General features: G+C 66.0%; 16 protein-coding genes. 8 read left to right on the forward strand and 8 right to left on the reverse strand.

The window, feature by feature from the left end; all coding sequences use genetic code 11:
- Nucleotides 1–398: 398 nt before the first annotated feature.
- From AS181_RS18320 to AS181_RS18355, 8 genes are all read left to right on the forward strand, one after another.
- Nucleotides 399–1,253 carry an SH3-like domain-containing protein gene (locus AS181_RS18320; protein WP_058252978.1) on the forward strand — a complete coding sequence of 285 codons (855 nt, stop codon included), beginning with the start codon at nucleotides 399–401 and terminating at the stop codon, nucleotides 1,251–1,253.
- The gene (scnC, locus tag AS181_RS18325; protein ID WP_058252979.1) at nucleotides 1,253–1,969 is read left to right on the forward strand and encodes a thiocyanate hydrolase subunit gamma; all 717 of its coding nucleotides are present in this window, start codon (nucleotides 1,253–1,255) and stop codon (nucleotides 1,967–1,969) included. Before AS181_RS18320 ends, scnC begins: the two co-directional genes overlap by 1 nt.
- 3 nt (nucleotides 1,970–1,972) lie before the next feature.
- Nucleotides 1,973–2,344, forward strand: coding sequence for a hypothetical protein (locus AS181_RS18330; protein WP_058252980.1), 372 nt, complete (start codon nucleotides 1,973–1,975; stop codon nucleotides 2,342–2,344).
- Between the two features lie 96 nt (nucleotides 2,345–2,440).
- Nucleotides 2,441–3,007 (forward strand): RNA polymerase sigma factor SigM, encoded by a 567-nt coding sequence (gene sigM, locus AS181_RS18335; protein ID WP_058252981.1) that lies wholly within the window; start codon nucleotides 2,441–2,443, stop codon nucleotides 3,005–3,007.
- Between the two features lie 201 nt (nucleotides 3,008–3,208).
- The gene (locus AS181_RS18340; RefSeq protein ID WP_058252982.1) at nucleotides 3,209–3,982 is read left to right on the forward strand and encodes a hypothetical protein; all 774 of its coding nucleotides are present in this window, start codon (nucleotides 3,209–3,211) and stop codon (nucleotides 3,980–3,982) included.
- A 146-nt stretch (nucleotides 3,983–4,128) separates the two neighbouring features.
- Nucleotides 4,129–5,145 (forward strand): thioredoxin-disulfide reductase, encoded by a 1,017-nt coding sequence (trxB, locus tag AS181_RS18345; RefSeq protein WP_058252983.1) that lies wholly within the window; start codon nucleotides 4,129–4,131, stop codon nucleotides 5,143–5,145.
- A 58-nt stretch (nucleotides 5,146–5,203) separates the two neighbouring features.
- On the forward strand, nucleotides 5,204–5,542 hold the full coding sequence (gene trxA, locus AS181_RS18350; protein ID WP_058252984.1) for a thioredoxin: 339 nt from the start codon (nucleotides 5,204–5,206) through the stop codon (nucleotides 5,540–5,542).
- A 269-nt stretch (nucleotides 5,543–5,811) separates the two neighbouring features.
- Entirely contained in the window at nucleotides 5,812–6,990 is a 1,179-nt protein-coding gene (locus tag AS181_RS18355; RefSeq protein ID WP_058252985.1) for an N-acetylmuramoyl-L-alanine amidase, read from the forward strand.
- Here the strand turns inward: AS181_RS18355 and AS181_RS18360 are convergent.
- From AS181_RS18360 to rnpA, 8 genes are all read right to left on the reverse strand, one after another.
- Nucleotides 6,935–7,789 (reverse strand): hypothetical protein, encoded by an 855-nt coding sequence (locus tag AS181_RS18360; RefSeq protein WP_058252986.1) that lies wholly within the window; start codon nucleotides 7,787–7,789, stop codon nucleotides 6,935–6,937. The two genes, AS181_RS18355 and AS181_RS18360, sit on opposite strands and share 56 nt — an antisense overlap.
- Nucleotides 7,790–7,937: 148 nt before the next feature.
- Nucleotides 7,938–8,990 (reverse strand): ParB/RepB/Spo0J family partition protein, encoded by a 1,053-nt coding sequence (locus tag AS181_RS18365; RefSeq protein ID WP_058252987.1) that lies wholly within the window; start codon nucleotides 8,988–8,990, stop codon nucleotides 7,938–7,940.
- A 64-nt stretch (nucleotides 8,991–9,054) separates the two neighbouring features.
- Nucleotides 9,055–10,008: a ParA family protein gene (locus AS181_RS18370; protein ID WP_058252988.1), complete on the reverse strand. Its 954-nt coding sequence runs from the start codon at nucleotides 10,006–10,008 to the stop codon at nucleotides 9,055–9,057.
- A gap of 169 nt (nucleotides 10,009–10,177) precedes the next feature.
- Entirely contained in the window at nucleotides 10,178–10,885 is a 708-nt protein-coding gene (gene rsmG / locus AS181_RS18375; RefSeq protein WP_058252989.1) for a 16S rRNA (guanine(527)-N(7))-methyltransferase RsmG, read from the reverse strand.
- Nucleotides 10,886–12,478: 1,593 nt separating this feature from the next.
- Nucleotides 12,479–13,168 (reverse strand): Jag family protein, encoded by a 690-nt coding sequence (locus AS181_RS18380; protein ID WP_058252990.1) that lies wholly within the window; start codon nucleotides 13,166–13,168, stop codon nucleotides 12,479–12,481.
- Between the two features lie 45 nt (nucleotides 13,169–13,213).
- Nucleotides 13,214–14,419 (reverse strand): membrane protein insertase YidC, encoded by a 1,206-nt coding sequence (yidC, locus tag AS181_RS18385; protein ID WP_058252991.1) that lies wholly within the window; start codon nucleotides 14,417–14,419, stop codon nucleotides 13,214–13,216.
- A 27-nt stretch (nucleotides 14,420–14,446) separates the two neighbouring features.
- Nucleotides 14,447–14,872: a membrane protein insertion efficiency factor YidD gene (gene yidD / locus AS181_RS18390; protein ID WP_058252992.1), complete on the reverse strand. Its 426-nt coding sequence runs from the start codon at nucleotides 14,870–14,872 to the stop codon at nucleotides 14,447–14,449.
- Nucleotides 14,872–15,300: a ribonuclease P protein component gene (rnpA, locus tag AS181_RS18395; protein ID WP_058252993.1), complete on the reverse strand. Its 429-nt coding sequence runs from the start codon at nucleotides 15,298–15,300 to the stop codon at nucleotides 14,872–14,874. Before rnpA ends, yidD begins: the two co-directional genes overlap by 1 nt.
- Nucleotides 15,301–15,325: the final 25 nt, after the last annotated feature.

A 15,325-nucleotide genomic window follows, 5' to 3' on the forward strand; every position in this document is an offset into this window, starting at 1 on the left:
TCAACTCGGGATACACGTTATTCTTCACCTGCGAGGTGCCTTTCTTCTTGTGACTATTTGTTTGTGGTGAATCAATAATCACAAGGCAGACAGGCACTTTCGCGTATCACACGCCGAACACCAGCAACATCAGTGAAATATCCAGGCTCAGGGAGCAGTGGTTGGGCTTGCTCGAACACAACGGGTTCCTTCGTAGTCCACGACGGCCGCCAGGCCGCAGATACTGAGGTGCGAGGAGCGCAAGCGACGAGCCACGAAGGGTTGATGCGCTCGCGGCTGTCGTTCGTTCGGATCGGGGAGCAAGGGCGTGCCGAAAACGCTCCTGAACCCCGCGGCCGGCGTGTAGGTTCTCCTGCAACTGCGCTGCAACCGTCGGACAAGGGTCCGGGAGGTGTCCGGTGAGCACTGCCGAAGAACGTGCGAGACAACTCGAACTCGTTGCGCGACTTAAGTCCTCGTATCCCGAGCTGCCGGATGCCCCGACGCCCGATCTCCTCGACCACGATCGATTCGTCGCCTACATGAAGCCGGTTCACGACGTCGGGGGTGAGCCCGACGCACCGATCACCTACGAGGGCAAGGCGTACGAAGAATGGGAGCACATGACCTATGTCATGTGTGAGGTGCTCGCCTGGCGCGGAATCTGGTTGTCCGAAGAGCGGCGTCGGATCGGCAACGTCGACGTCGGTCGCGCGGTCTACCTCGGAATCCCGTACTACGGACGCTGGTTGCTGGCGGTCGCCAGAATTCTCGTCGAGAAGCACCACATCGCGCTCGGCGAGCTCAGTGAACGCATGCTCGAGGTCCGGGAGCGATACGCGGGCGGCCTGGACGGCCGGCGTCTCGAGGCCCGCCCGCGCAGCGTCGGAGACGGATCCGACGTCCCGCGGAACACACACCACCGGCACGCCATCGGAATCGGCGACCCGCAGATCTACGCCGGGCGGGCGGGCGACGCCGCATTCGGCATCGGGGACCGGGTCCGGGTCCGCGAGCTGCCCGTCCTGTTGTACACCCGGACACCGGAATACGTCCGGGGCGCGGTCGGCGAGGTCGCGGCCGTCGCCTACGAGAGCCCAGCGCCCGAGGACGAGACCTGGGGTCTCTCTGACGCCCAACCGGAGTGGTTCTACGTGGTCCGGTTCACCATGGGCGACCTCTGGCACGGCTACACCGGGCCCGCCGACGACACCCTGCAGACCGAGATCCCCGAACGCTGGCTCGAATCCGCCGGCGGAGAGGACGACCGCTGATGAGCGACGATCACCACGACCACGACCACGACCACGACCGGACGGTCAAGCCGATGGTCGACGAGATCACCGACTTCGAGGTACTCGAGATCGCGCTGCGTGAGCTGTGCATCGAAAAGGGACTCTTCACCGCCGAGGAGCACCGCCGCTTCACCGAGTTCGCCGAACAGATCGGGCCGACGCCCGCGGCGACGCTCGTCGCCCGGGCCTGGCTCGACCCCGAGTTCGAGCGATTGGCACTCGACGATCCGATGGCCGCCAGCAAAGAGGTCGGCGTCGACTGGCTCGAACCGACCGGTTTCGGAACACCCAGCGATTTCACGGCTTTCGAGATCCTCGCCGACACCCCCACGATCCATCACGTGATCGTGTGTGCGCTGTGCTCGTGCTATCCGCGCCCGATCCTGGGGAACTCGCCCGAGTGGTACCGAACGCCGAACTACCGTCGCCGGATGGTGCGGTGGCCGCGACAGGTGCTGTCCGAGTTCGGACTCCAGCTCCCGGAGGGTGTCTCCGTACGCGTGCAGGACTCCAATCAGAAGCACCGCTTCATGGTGATGCCGCGGCGCCCGGCAGGCACCGACGGATGGACCGAGCAGCAGCTGTCGGAGATCATCACCCGCGACTGCCTCATCGGAGTCGCGCTCCCCAGACCGGGGGTCACCACCAACGTCGTCTCGGCCATCCGTCCGGCCGTCCACCCGGCGGGGGAGTAGCCGATGACCGAGGACGGACGCACCGGATCATCCCACGGACCACTCGAGGAGATCGTCGACCGGAACCAGGTGTGGCACCGAATGGCCGCGAAATACGGTGTGGAGAACCCTGTTCCACCGTGGAAGACGAGCCTCGACGGTCTCTGCGATGCGCTCGACCGGGTCGCCGACTCCACCGCGGTGAACGCGGGCGCCCCCGGCGTCGTCGAACGACGCGACGAGGAGGACCGGCTGTCGGCGACCATCTACGCCGACCTGCCCTACCCCGAGAACCAACTGGTCGCCCTGGCACACACTCTGCTCGACCGCGGGGTCATCGACGAGAGTGAGTTGCGGACGCGGATGGCTGCGGTGCGCGCCCGCCTGGAGTCCTGACCGGCCGGCCTGAGGACAAATTCGTCAACCGGCGACAGCTGTGCACAGCCGTCGCTCCAACGGATGACGCGGTGTCGGCTCCACTACTCTCAGCCCATGCCCGGGGGGAACGACGCGATCGACACGCGTAGCGACGAGCAGCTTCTGCACGCTCACCTCGCCGGCGACCCACACGCCTTCTCCGATCTCATCAGCCGCCATCTCGATTACCTGTGGTCGGTGGCGCTGCGGACCAGCCAGAATCCGGAGGATGCCGCAGACGCGTTGCAGGACGCCCTCTTCGCCGCGCATCGGACCGCACACGACTTCCGGTCCGATGCCAAGGTGACGAGTTGGCTGCACCGGATCGTCGTGAACGCCGGCCTCGATCGCATCCGACGGAACAAGGTCCGCAGAACCGTGCCGCTGCCGGAATGGGACGTGGTCTCCATCGCCGACACCACCGACGACATCGCCGCCGTCGACCTGTCGGTGTCGATCGGGCGAGCGCTGCACGTCCTCCCCGAAGGGCAACGGGCGGCCATCGTCGCCGTCGACATCGAGGGTTACACGGTCGCCGAAGCGGCCGAGATCCTCGGTGTCGCCGAGGGCACGATCAAGAGTCGATGCGCTCGCGGCCGCCTCAAACTCGCCCAGGTCCTCGGACATCTGCGGAGCGGCTGACCCGCCATCACCCCGACTGGTCCATACCGTTCCCGACAGATCGCGGCCGGGGGGAACCGAACCGGGGCGGGCCGCGTCCAAGTATTCGACGGATCGCGACCAGGAGACCGCCTCCTCTGACCCGACTCCGCTCGTGAACCACGCCGAACCGAGCCGAACTCCACGAACGCCCGCCATCCCCCGGAATGGAAGACTGACACCATGACCCCTCGGGGACCCGACGACCACGAGACCGGCGATCTACCGGACCCGCCGTATTCGGCGGAGATCCTCGCCGACCTGCACGCCGGTGCACTGCCCGACCGGACAGCCGCACATATCCGTTCCCGCATCGTCGATGACGTTGCCGCACAATCGATCCTGGCCGCGCTGGATCACACCTCCGACGATCTACGCTCCGCCGGTCCGGCGCCCGCACCCGTTCCCGACCAGGTCCGCGCCGACGTCGCGACCACCCTCGCCGCGCTCGGCCGGGATCCCGCACCGGTCGACATCTCGGCCGCACGCCGCGGGCGTCGACCCGCCCGCTCCCGATCGCGCGACGACCGTCGAATGGCCGGCCGTCTGTTGCTGGCTGCCGCCGCAGTCGTCGTCGTCGCGGTCGGAACAGTCGGAATACTGCGGCTGGTCTCGGCGCCCGACGCGACCAATCCCGGGCAGACGCCGCGCGCTCAGTCGTCGTCGGTCCCGACCCCGGCGGGTCCCGCGGGCATCGCGACCGCACTCTCGGTCCTCGGGCGTACCGACGGAGCACCCTTTGGTTCCGTGGAGGCGCTCCGCCGCTGCACCGCCGCGCACCTGGTACCGGTCGAGGTGGTGATCGTCGGTTCCGGTCGAATCCTCGTCGACGGCACCGGGGCCGCCGCGATTCTCTTGTCGACGGGCGTGGCAGGACGTTTCGACGCGCTGATCGTCGGCCTCGACTGTGACCTGGGAAACCCGGCGCTGATCTCACGAGGCATCGTCGGCGGGTGACCGGCACGTCACGAGGCCCAGGGCTGCGCCGACCGGCCGGGGCACGCGTCGCGTCAGCGGGAACATCTCCGCCTACCCTGGTGTTGAAGCAGCCGTGACCCGCCTGGACTGGGCGGGTCTCGCTAAACCCACAGCACGGAGGACAAGTGAGCCAGCCAGAGACCCAGCAGATCCACGAGTTGATCATCATCGGATCTGGTCCTGCCGGGTACACCGCAGCGATCTACGCCGCGCGCGCCGAGCTATCTCCCATCGTCTTCGAGGGCACCCAGTTCGGTGGCGCCCTGATGACGACCACCGAGGTGGAGAACTTCCCCGGTTTCCAGACCGGTATCCAGGGTCCGGCGTTGATGGACGAGATGCGTGAGCAGGCCATCCGCTTCGGCGCCGACCTGCGCATGGAGGACGTGGACACCGTTCGGCTGACCGGCCGGATCAAGGAGGTCGAGGTCGGCGGGGAGATCTACCGGGCCCGCGCCGTCATCCTCGCCATGGGCGCGGCGGCGCGCTATCTCGGCATCGAGGGGGAGCAGCAGCTCCTCGGCCGCGGTGTGTCCGCCTGTGCCACCTGTGACGGTTTCTTCTTCAAGGACCAGGACATCGCCGTCATCGGCGGCGGCGACTCCGCGATGGAAGAGGCCACGTTCCTGACCAAGTTCGCGCGGAGTGTCACGCTGGTCCACCGTCGTGACGAGTTCCGGGCGTCGAAGATCATGCTCGAGCGCGCACGTGCCAACGACAAGATCCGTTTCGTCACCAATGCCGCGGTGCAGTCCGTGGTCGGCGACGGTTCGGTGTCGGGTCTGAAGGTCGAGGACACGCGCACCGGCGAGGTCAGCACCCTCGATGTGACCGGCATGTTCGTCGCGATCGGCCACGATCCGCGCAGCGAGTTGGTCCGCGGGCAGGTCGACCTGGATTCCGAGGGTTACGTCCTGGTTCAGGGACGTACGACCCTCACTTCTCTTCCCGGCGTGTTCGCCGCCGGGGACCTCGTGGACCACACCTACCGACAGGCCATCACCGCCGCGGGCAGTGGATGTTCGGCGGCCATCGACGCCGAGCGCTGGCTGGCCGAGCAGGGTGAGGCAGCCGACCTCAGCGTGAACGATGCCGAGGCGGCCTCCGTTTCCGAGATCGACGCTGTTCAGGCACCCGCCTGAACCGTCAACCACTTACCCCCTGGGCCACCCGGCCCGGTCCGACCAAGGAGATCAGATCATGGGTGCACACACCGTTGCCGTCACCGACACCACGTTCAAGGACGCCGTTCTCGGCGCCGACAAGCCGGTTCTGGTGGACTTCTGGGCCACCTGGTGCGGTCCCTGCCGCATGGTCGCTCCGGTTCTCGAGGAGATCGCTCGCGACCACGGCGACAAGCTGACGGTCGCCAAACTCGATGTCGACGAGAGCCCGTCGACCGCGCGTGACTTCCAGATCATGTCCATCCCGACCATGATCCTGTTCGACAAGGGTCAGCCGGTGAAGACGATCGTCGGTGCCAAGGGCAAGGCAGCCCTGCTTCGTGAGCTCGACTCGGTCGTCGGCCAGTCGGCCTGACGACCTGCGATTTCCCGCACATCGACGCGACAGTCCGACGGGTGAACGACGTTGCCGTTCCACCCGCGGACTGTTTGCGTTGGTAGTGTCGGCCGTGGTCTCGACCGGAGACCCCTGCACGCCGGATCACACCGATTCGGCTTCGTGCAGTTTGGTGTAGTGAAGTCCAGCTGCGAGAATGCAGGCTGACGTTTCACCGGTGTACCGCATGGCTACATCGGACATCGCGCAGAGCCGCACCTGCCGCGATTCGTACGAGGGGTGACCAGATGCCATTGTTCCGACTTGGTGATCACGGCTCGGCGGTGGCCGAGATCCGCGCCATCCTCGTCGGACGTGGTCTGTTGCCCGACGATGGATCCTCCAGCGCCACACACGGTGGGCCGGCGAACGGGTGGAATCCACCCGAAGCCGTCTTCGACGAGGCGTGTGACCGGGCCGTCCGTGCGTTTCAGCAGGAGCGCGGACTGATCGTCGACGGCATCGTCGGTCCGGCTACCTACCGCGTCCTGCGCGAGGCGTCCTACCGGCTCGGCGCTCGAGTGCTCTCGTATCAGCTGTCGGCGCCCATGGTCGGCGACGATGTCGCGACCCTGCAGAGCCGGCTGCAGAACCTCGGCTACTTCACGTCGCTGGTCGACGGCGTCTTCGGCCTCACCACTCATAACGCAGTGTGCCTTTACCAGAGTGAATACGGTCTCGCTTCCGACGGCATCTGCGGTCCGGCCACCCTGCGTTCACTGGAACGCCTCGGCACGAGAGTGACCGGCGGCTCGCCGTACGCGATCCGCGAAGAAGAGCACGTCCGTCGTTCCGGACCGCAGTTGTCCGGAAAGCGGATCCTCATCGACCCCGGCTCCGGTGGACTCCATGCCCTGTCGACGAGTGAGGTCGCCGATCGCGAGTCGGAACTGCTGTGGGACCTCGGTGCTCGTCTCGAAGGCCGGATGGCGGCCGCCGGAATGCAGACGTTCCTGTCGCATGACGGTCGGGGACGTCCCGGGGACGACGAGCGCGCTCGCGTCGCGAATCTGATGGACGCCGACCTCATGATCTCGCTCCGCTGCGGCCATTACCGGAACGCGCGCGCCAATGGTGTCGCGTCGTTCTACTTCGGCAACAACGACTCGTACTCGACGATCGGGCGCAACCTCGCCGGCTTCATCCAGCGGGAGATCGCGGCACGCACGCCATTGTCGGACTGCCGAACCCACGAGCGCACATGGGACGTTCTCCGGCTCACCAAGATGCCCGTGGCCCTCATCGACGTCGGTTACATCACGAACCCGAACGACGCTGCAGTGCTTGCTGATTCGGATTGGCGCAACGTCATCGCCGACGCCATCGTGGTGGCGGTGAAGCGACTGTACCTGCTCGATCAGGACGATCGTCCTACGGGCACTTATACTTTCGCGGATCTGCTGGCCGCGGAGAACAGCTCCCGCTGATCCGCTGCGGCCCGGTTCCCACCGGGACCGCCGTCCGCTGCCGACCGGCCAGATCCATCTCGGCCATCACCACCAGTTTCTGCAGCGCACTCTCCACCTCGACCTTCCAGCCGAGCCCTTCGTCGAGCTCCAGTCGGAAACGCGGGAACCTCTGGTGCGACGACACGACGTCGAACCCGGAATCTTTCAGAAACGACGCGTCATTCATACAGTTCGTGCAGAGATCGGCCTGGGGGTCGTCGAGGATCTCACGCGCGACTTCGACGATCGCCTCATCCGACCAGAGCTCGAGATCGTCGGCCACCCCGCCCGCGCTCCCGGCGAGCACAAAGGGATCCGCGCCGGACCCGTTCCGTACCAGACCGAACGATTCGACCGCCCGGACGCCTCGCCGGATCAGGTCGCCCAGCACCGCGTCCAGCAGGATGGTGGCGACTTCGTCGTGGCCGGGCTCGGTACGGATGCTGGTGAGCAGCACGGCGTCGTGGCTGACCGGCGACGTAGGGAAGTGCTGCGACCGCGGAACACGATTGGGCGGCGCGTAGAAGGCTGTACCGATGACAGTGTTCGTGCTCGACTCGATCGCGACCTGCCCGCACGCACCCCAATCGAGGAGAAGACCCGAGATCCACGCCTCCTTGTCGAACTCGCTCTCGTAGGGTTCGAGATCGCCGGGGCCCGGTGCCGTGCCGCGGCTTGTCTGCGCCACGGGCTCGACTTCCCAGAAGACGCATTTGCGGGTGTGGTGGGGGAGCGACGCGAAGGATCCCAGTTCCAACCGAGTGACGGACACACTCATGTCGATGCGCCCCGGTCGAGAATTCCACGGATGCCGAATGTAGCAGCGCAACAACAGCTTTCGCTGCATGAGCGCCCGCTGGCTACCTCAATCGTCACTGTGACATTACTTCCGCGTCTAGGTGGTACCGGAAATCCCGCGCCGAAATTCACTTCTTCGGATCGATAAACTGGACAATGCGTTCCAAGTCGTCGACCGAGCCGAACTCCACCACGATCTTGCCTTTTCTTTTCCCTAGACTGACTGTAACCCTGGTGTCCAGACTGTCGGACAGTCTCTCCGCGAGATCCTGGAGGCCTGGCATCTGCATCGGACGGCGTTTCGGTGCCGACGGAGATTTCGCTTCCGGACCGTCGCCACGATTGGCGAGCGTGACAGCTTCTTCGGTCGCCCGCACCGACAACCCTTCGGCGACGATCCGCGCCGCGAGAGCTTCCTGAGCGTCGCTTCCGGTCTCGAGGGACAGGAGAGCGCGGGCATGGCCGGCCGACAGCACCCCCGCCGCGACCCGGCGTTGCACCGGAATCGGGAGTTTGAGCAACCGGATCATGTTGCTGATCAGCGGGCGAGAACGGCCAAGGCGAGAGGCGAGCTCCTCGTGCGTCACACCGAACTCCTCGAGCAGCTGCTGATAGGCCGCCGCTTCTTCGAGTGGGTTGAGCTGCGCACGGTGGATGTTCTCCAACAGAGCATCGCGCAGCATGTCACCGTCAGGCGTCTCCCGCACGATCGCGGGGATGGCCTCGAGCCCTGCCTCCTGGCTTGCCCGCCACCGGCGCTCACCCATGACGATCTGATAGGCGATCCCATCCGCGGTGGGCTGCTTGAGTCGGCGCACCACGATGGGCTGCATCAGTCCGAACTCTCGAATCGAGTGCACGAGCTCCGCCATCGCCTCGTCATCGAAGACGGTTCTGGGCTGACTGGGATTCGGCTGGATCTCCTTCGGGGGCAACTCGCGGTACACCGCGCCCGCCTCTTCCGGGCTGAGAGGTTGCGTCCCGGTCGCCTGCGTAGCGGCAGTCGACGAGGTCTTGACGCCATCATCAGCTGTCGTCGGACCCTTGCCGATGACGACATCCGCTGCGGCGTTGCCGAGGCGCGGGGCGCCCGATTGGTCGTCGGCAGGCCCCGTCGGAATCAGCGCCGCGAGCCCTCGTCCGAGTCCACCCCGGCGCTGAGCGGCGTCTCGTTGACTCATTGGTGCTCCCTTTCGCGATGATGGTCGTGAGTCGGCGTGTCACGTGAACCGAGGCGATACCGGATCACGCCGGCGCCCCCTCGGCAGCCCGCAACGCCAGTTCGCGTGCGGCATCGAGGTAACTCATTGCGCCGCGAGAGCCCGGGTCGTACTCGATGATCGTCATCCCGTAGCCGGGGGCCTCGGACACCTTGACGCTTCGCGGGATGATCGTGCTCAGCACCTTGTCGCCGAAGTGGCGCCGCACTTCTTCGGCCACCTGGTCGGCCAGTTTCGTCCTGCCGTCGTACATCGTCAGCACGATCGTGGAGACGTGGAGCTCACGGTTGAGGTGCGCCTGTACGAGTTCGATATTGCGCAGCAACTGTCCGACGCCCTCGAGTGCGTAATACTCGCACTGGATCGGGATGAGAACCTCACGGGCTGCCACCATCGCGTTGACGGTCAGCAGACCCAGTGATGGGGGACAGTCGATGAACACGTAGTCGATCTGGTACTTGGCAAGCACATCGTCGGCGAGCGCATTACGCAACCGATTCTCGCGGGCCACCAGCGACACGAGTTCGATCTCGGCGCCGGCCAGATCGAGAGTCGCAGGCACGCAGAACAGGCCGCGCTGGCTGGGCGACTCCTGGATCGCTTCCTCGAGGGTCACTTCACCGAGCAACAGCTCGTACACCGATGCGATGTCCTGCGCACGATGATCGATGCCGAGCGCGGTACTGGCGTTGCCCTGGGGGTCGAGATCGACGACCAGAACGCGAAGACCGCGCAGTGCGAGCCCGGCCGCGAGGTTGACGGTCGTCGTGGTCTTCCCGACGCCGCCCTTTTGATTGGCGACGGTCATGATCCGTGTATGCGGCGGTTTGGGTAGTTGCCCCGCACCCCCGGGAGTCAGTACCTGGCTCGCGCGCTCTGCGGCCATGGCGATAGGGGTGTCGGCGAAGGGCTGGCCGTCAACTCCGGGGTGACCCCCTGCCGGGGTTTCACGTGAAACATTCGGGTCTTGATCGACCACGCGTGGACTCCTTTGACCGACCTCGTACGGACTCGCGTCCGTACCGCCGGCGGCTGTAGCTGCCGACCCCACGGTCGCGGAAGCGTCCATTGCAGCACCTTCGGGGGTGCCGACAGAACGCTTCCTATTCTGCGCCCTTCGCGGACTCCACACCAATCCGATCGCCTCCTCAGCGCCGTCCGGAACGGCCACCGCGCGACCGCTCGGTCTTGGTTCCCACGATCACGGTCGTCGGCGTTTCGAGAACGCGATCGCCACACGTGTGAACCGTCAGTTCTGTGATCCCAGAGCGCCCGACCACCGCCCGATCTCGTTCGATCTCTTCGGCTGCTGACGACCCTTTGATCGCGATCATCTGGCCTCCGGGCCGGACCAGGGGAGCGGACCATTTCGCCAATCGTTCGAGCGGCGCGACGGCTCGCGACGTCACCACATCGGCGGGCTCGACGACGGCGCGTACCGCCTTCTCTTCGGCTCGCCCACGGATCACGATCACGTTGTCCAACGAGAGCGCGGCAGCAGCACGGTCCAAGAAGGTGCTGCGTCGGAGGAGCGGTTCGATGAGAGTGATCGAGAGATCCGGGCGTGCAATGGCGAGGGGGATGCCAGGGAGGCCGGCACCGCTGCCGATGTCGATCACGCGCGATCCGTCGGAGATGAGCTCGCCGAGTACGCCGCAGTTGAGGATGTGACGATCCCACAGTCGCGGGACCTCTCGCGGACCCATGAGTCCGTGGTCGATCCCGTCGGTGGCGAGGATGCGCCAGTAGTCCACCGCCAGCGCCACCCGCTCACCGAAGACATCAGTCGCGATGTCTGGCGGAACCGCCAACACATCAAGATCGTGCTCGTGCTCGGGTTGTGCGTCAGACGGCACTTCGCCTCCGTTCGAGTGGGATTCCTAGACAGTGTTTCACGTGAAACCCAACCCTCTGGCAGGTCGGTGCACATCGGGTCCAGGCGCCATGTTTCACGTGAAACACATCGGTGTGATTCGACGACAAACCGGCGGATCAGAACGCGGCGTCCCGTCGAATCCGAGATCGACACTGCGTCGCATACGCCCCCTCCGCCCCCTAGTCCGAGAGGTCCTCAAGACTGCGGCCCCCTGGGGTGTCAGAAGTGCAAGCCACCAGGCACTGCAAGCGACGAATGTGGTCGAGGTCGACGAGCCTTGATAGATTCGCGACGCATCTCGCCAGGACCCTTCGTGACGGCCTCCGCAAGCTCCGGCCTCCTCAGGGAGCGGTAGTTCCCTCGTAGCCCACGACGGCCGGCCAGGCCGCAGATACCGAGGAGCGAGCTTGCGAGCGGCACCCCCGCTCCCTGAGGAGCGAGCTTGCGAGCATCACCCCCGCTCCCTGAGGAGCGAGCCTGCGAGCATCACCACCCGCTCCCTGAGGAGCGAGCCTGCGAGCATCACGAAGGGTCTTGGTGGGCCGGGTTGCGAAGACCCTTCGTGACGCGCCCTCCGCAAGCTCCGGACGCTCCTCAGGGAGCAGGGGGTGACGCGCCCTCCGCAAGCTCCGGACACTCCGCAGGGGCGGAACTAGACGCGGCCTCCGCAAGCTCCGGGGTCACCTCTGGGTGCAGGGGGCAGGTCGATCTGTCGGATCAGGGGAGCACGGTCTCGGATGTTCGCGAGTGTTCTTCCGTGGTCCACAACGGCCGCCAGGCTGAAGATACTGACGGGCGAGCCCTGCGCCACCCAGCTCCCTGAGGTGCGAGCGAAGCGAGCCTCGAAGGGTCTGATGACGTCCGTTTCGATTGACACTCTGGGTGCCCGACGGAATCGTCACGTGACAATTCGACCGGTTTGCGTCCGAGCCGAGCAGCAGGCGGTGTCTTCGGCCAGTGGCGACGCGTGGCGCGGGTATGCCAACCCGCCGGAGATTCTCCGCCACCGTCCACGTTGCCAACACCCGGAACTGCCCTGGCGTCACAGCGGCCGCGGAGACTGGCAACTCGGCAGCCGCTCGACCGACCGCGCCTCGACCCGGGCCGGGCAATGAACGGCTTCGGGCTCTCTCGTCCCGTCCGGCACACGTGGCCATCCACCGGGCTAGGAGGACGTCCACGGTGCGAGTTGGCGCTGCCGCCATGTGCAGCAACGTCGCCGACTGAGTCGGCCACCGGGCGCGGGGGATCGAGGCATCCGAACGTGACGGTTACGCATTCCGCCGGCGACATCCCGGGACGTTCGACCGCAACCCAAGGTGCAAGGGGCGCCGACCGTCGACTCGATCGTGCACAACAGCGCCACGGCGCGCATCCGTTCTGCTGGCCGCCTGCACGGACAAGGCTCGTGTTTCACGTGAAACAACAACCGTGTAAGTAGCCTACAGCGCGCAACGCCGTCGAAACGCCACCCGCTATCGGGGCACACAACCAAGCACTACCCGGAGACGAAGCAGGCCCCGACCGAGACGGTCGGGGCCTGCTTCACCTCCGTGGGGGAGGGGAGTACTTGCTACGAGGGGAGGACCACCACGCGACGTTTCGGCTCTGCACCCTCGCTCTCGCTGACGACGCCGTCGACGACCGCGACCGCGTCGTGCACGATCTTCCGCTCGAACGGGGTCATCGGATCCAGCGCTTCGCGCTCGCCGGACGACAGGACTCGCTCGGCGACCTCACGACCGAGGCGTGCCAGTCGATCGCGGCGATCAGCCCGCCAGCGGGCGATGTCGAGCATCAGGCGGCTGCGTTCACCTGTCGCCTGCTGGACCGCAAGGCGGGTCAGCTCCTGGAGCGCGTCGAGGACCTCGCCCTTGCGCCCGACGAGCTTCGTCAGGTCGTCGCCGCCATCGATGCTGACCACTGCCCGGTCGCCATCCACATCCAGGTCGATGTCGCCATCGAAGTCGAGGACGTCGAGCAACTGCTCGAGGTAGTCGCCGGCGATCTCGCCTTCTTCGACCAGACGGTCTTCGTCGTCTTCGTCCTCATCCGAGTCGTCGTCATCGGTCTCGTCGTCGACGTCGGTCGCGTCCGCTTCGTCCTCGTCGGCGTCGCTATCCGCCGCTTCCGTGACGGCGTTGTCCGCCACCGCACCGTCGTCGCCGACGGCCGACGAAGACGTATCGGCCTGGTCCTCGGTCTGGGGTCCCGCCGTGGTCTCGGCGTCCGTACCGGCTTGAGTTGCAGTCTCTGCTGTCATCTCATTCACCTAACTTCTGTGCTTCATCGAACAAGTCTGGGGCGGTCATCGTTTGCCACCGCGTTTGTTTCCGCGTTTGGCTGTCGAACGGCTTCCGCGGTTGTGGTTCTGCTTCTTGCCCGGGGCGGCGCCGGCGCCGGGACGTGTGGGCTTCTGACCCGGCTTGGGTTTGGCTCCCGCCCCGGTGTCCGCTGCGGCGGTCGTCGACTCGTCGGGCGATGCATCTGCGTCGACACCGTCGGTCCCGGCCTTGTCCGACGATCCGTCCTTCGAGAGGGAGACGTTCGTCGAGTCGGCGCCGTTGGTGTTCGTCGCGGCGGGCTTCTTCTTCCGGTCGGGTCGCGCGCCCGGCTTCGGCGCATTGGCCTTCAGCTTCTCCTGCTTGAGGAGCTTGGCCTCTTCCTCTTCCTTGGCGATGTGCCCGAAGACGATGTGCTGCTGACCGTAGGTCCAGATGTTGTTGCTCATCCAGTACAGGAGGATGGCGACCGGGAAGAACGGACCGGTCACGAGAATGCCGATCGGGAAGACGTACAGCGCGAGGTTGTTCATCATCCGGGTCTGCGGATTCTCCAGCGCCGCCTCGGGCTGACGGGCAACCGACGCACGCGAGTTCAGGTGCGTCGCGATGGAGGCGACGATCATCATGGGGATGACGACGAACGCGATCTGCGGGCGCGTGAAGTCGATGGGGGAGCCGGGCTCGACGAAGGCCTGGAACTCGGTCGCCGGCTCGACGAGGTAGGACGACAGCGGGACACCGAAGAGGCGGGCGTCGAGGAAGTTCTGCACTTGTTCGGCGCTGAACACGTAGTTGCCCTGGGACCGGGTCTCTGCCGCACTCATGCCGAGCTGACCCATGCCGGTGCCCATACGGTTGAACGAGCGCAGCACGTGGAACAGACCGATGAAGACCGGGATCTGGAGCAGCATCGGCAGGCAGCCGAGCATCGGGTTGAACCCGTGCTCCTTCTGCAGCTTCTGCATCTCCTCGGTCATCTTGACCCGATCCTTGGCGTACTTCTTACGGATCGCCTGGAGCTGCGGGTTGATCTCCTGCATCTTCTTCGTGGTGCGGATCTGCTTCACGAAGGGCTTGTAGAGAATCGCACGCAGGGTGAACACGAGGAACACCACCGACAGGGCCCAGGCGATGCCGTCGCCACCGGGGGAGTTCGGTGTGACATGGCTGAAGAGCCAATGCCAGACCCACATGATCCCGGAGACCGGGTAATAGATGAAGTCGAGCACGGGTCAGTTACCCCTCACTTGTTGTACTCACAGGGCACGCGTCTCGCCGGACGCGTGCTGATGGTTTCGAGGTCGGTGTGTGCCGGTCGCCGAGCGCCACAGGTCGCGGCACAGTTCGCCGAAGCCGCGTTCGGGAACCGGGTCGTAACCGGGTTTGTGCCAGGGCCCGCACTTCGCGAGCCGGATGACCGACAGCACCGAGCCGTAGAGGAAGCCGTGCCGGTCCAGTGCCTCGACCGCATATCCCGAGCAGGTGGGTTCGAACCGGCAGGACGGCAGACGCATCGGCGACACCCAGGTGCGGTACAGCTCGATGAGGAAGATGACGGTGCGGCGGGGGAGGAGGCGGAGTCCGCGCCACAGGCGCGCGCCGGATCCGCTCGAGGCCGCGTGCGGAGTCGTCGAATCCGCCTCGGTCTCAGGCGACGGCGTGGTGTCGGTGGTGCCGCTCATCACCGCGGTCCCGCTCCGTCGGCCGCCGCCGCGACGGCCTCGGTCAGGGCGAGGACACGACGACTGGTGAACGCGTCGCGGAGCTGGTCGGCGAGCTCGTCGCTGGATCGCTCGGCCGCGCTTCGGCGGGCACGGACGACCACATAGGTCTCGTCGGGAAGCAGATGCGATGCGCCGGCGAATGCCGCGCGCAGTCGGCGGGCGACGAGATGGCGCGTCACCGCATTGCCGACGGATTTGCTGACCACGAGACCGAACCAGGGACCACCGGACATCGCCACGTCCCGTCGAAGGCCGCGGGGGTCGGGCCATCCACGGCCGACCACCGCGAGATGGACGACGAAGTCACGACTGTTCACCCGCGCACCGGACTTGAGGGTGCGAGAGAAGTCGGATCCCCGTGAGATCCGATGAAGGGGCGCAGTCATCGAACAGCTGACCGGGCCCCCGTGC

Source organism: Gordonia sp. SGD-V-85 (genome assembly GCF_001456905.1).
Taxonomy (GTDB): Bacteria; Actinomycetota; Actinomycetes; order Mycobacteriales; family Mycobacteriaceae; genus Gordonia; species Gordonia hongkongensis.

Bases quoted from the DNA above. Each gene is read 5' to 3' on its own strand.
- scnC (WP_058252979.1), top strand. From the start codon at position 1,253: ATGAGCGACGATCACCACGACCACGACCACGACCACGACCGGACGGTC.
- AS181_RS18330 (WP_058252980.1), top strand. From the start codon at position 1,973: ATGACCGAGGACGGACGCACCGGATCATCCCACGGACCACTCGAGGAG.
- sigM (WP_058252981.1), top strand. From the start codon at position 2,441: ATGCCCGGGGGGAACGACGCGATCGACACGCGTAGCGACGAGCAGCTT.
- AS181_RS18340 (WP_058252982.1), top strand. From the start codon at position 3,209: ATGACCCCTCGGGGACCCGACGACCACGAGACCGGCGATCTACCGGAC.
- trxA (WP_058252984.1), top strand. From the start codon at position 5,204: ATGGGTGCACACACCGTTGCCGTCACCGACACCACGTTCAAGGACGCC.
- AS181_RS18355 (WP_058252985.1), top strand. From the start codon at position 5,812: ATGCCATTGTTCCGACTTGGTGATCACGGCTCGGCGGTGGCCGAGATC.
- AS181_RS18360 (WP_058252986.1), bottom strand. From the start codon at position 7,789: ATGAGTGTGTCCGTCACTCGGTTGGAACTGGGATCCTTCGCGTCGCTC.
- AS181_RS18365 (WP_058252987.1), bottom strand. From the start codon at position 8,990: ATGAGTCAACGAGACGCCGCTCAGCGCCGGGGTGGACTCGGACGAGGG.
- AS181_RS18380 (WP_058252990.1), bottom strand. From the start codon at position 13,168: ATGACAGCAGAGACTGCAACTCAAGCCGGTACGGACGCCGAGACCACG.
- yidD (WP_058252992.1), bottom strand. From the start codon at position 14,872: ATGAGCGGCACCACCGACACCACGCCGTCGCCTGAGACCGAGGCGGAT.
- rnpA (WP_058252993.1), bottom strand. From the start codon at position 15,300: ATGACTGCGCCCCTTCATCGGATCTCACGGGGATCCGACTTCTCTCGC.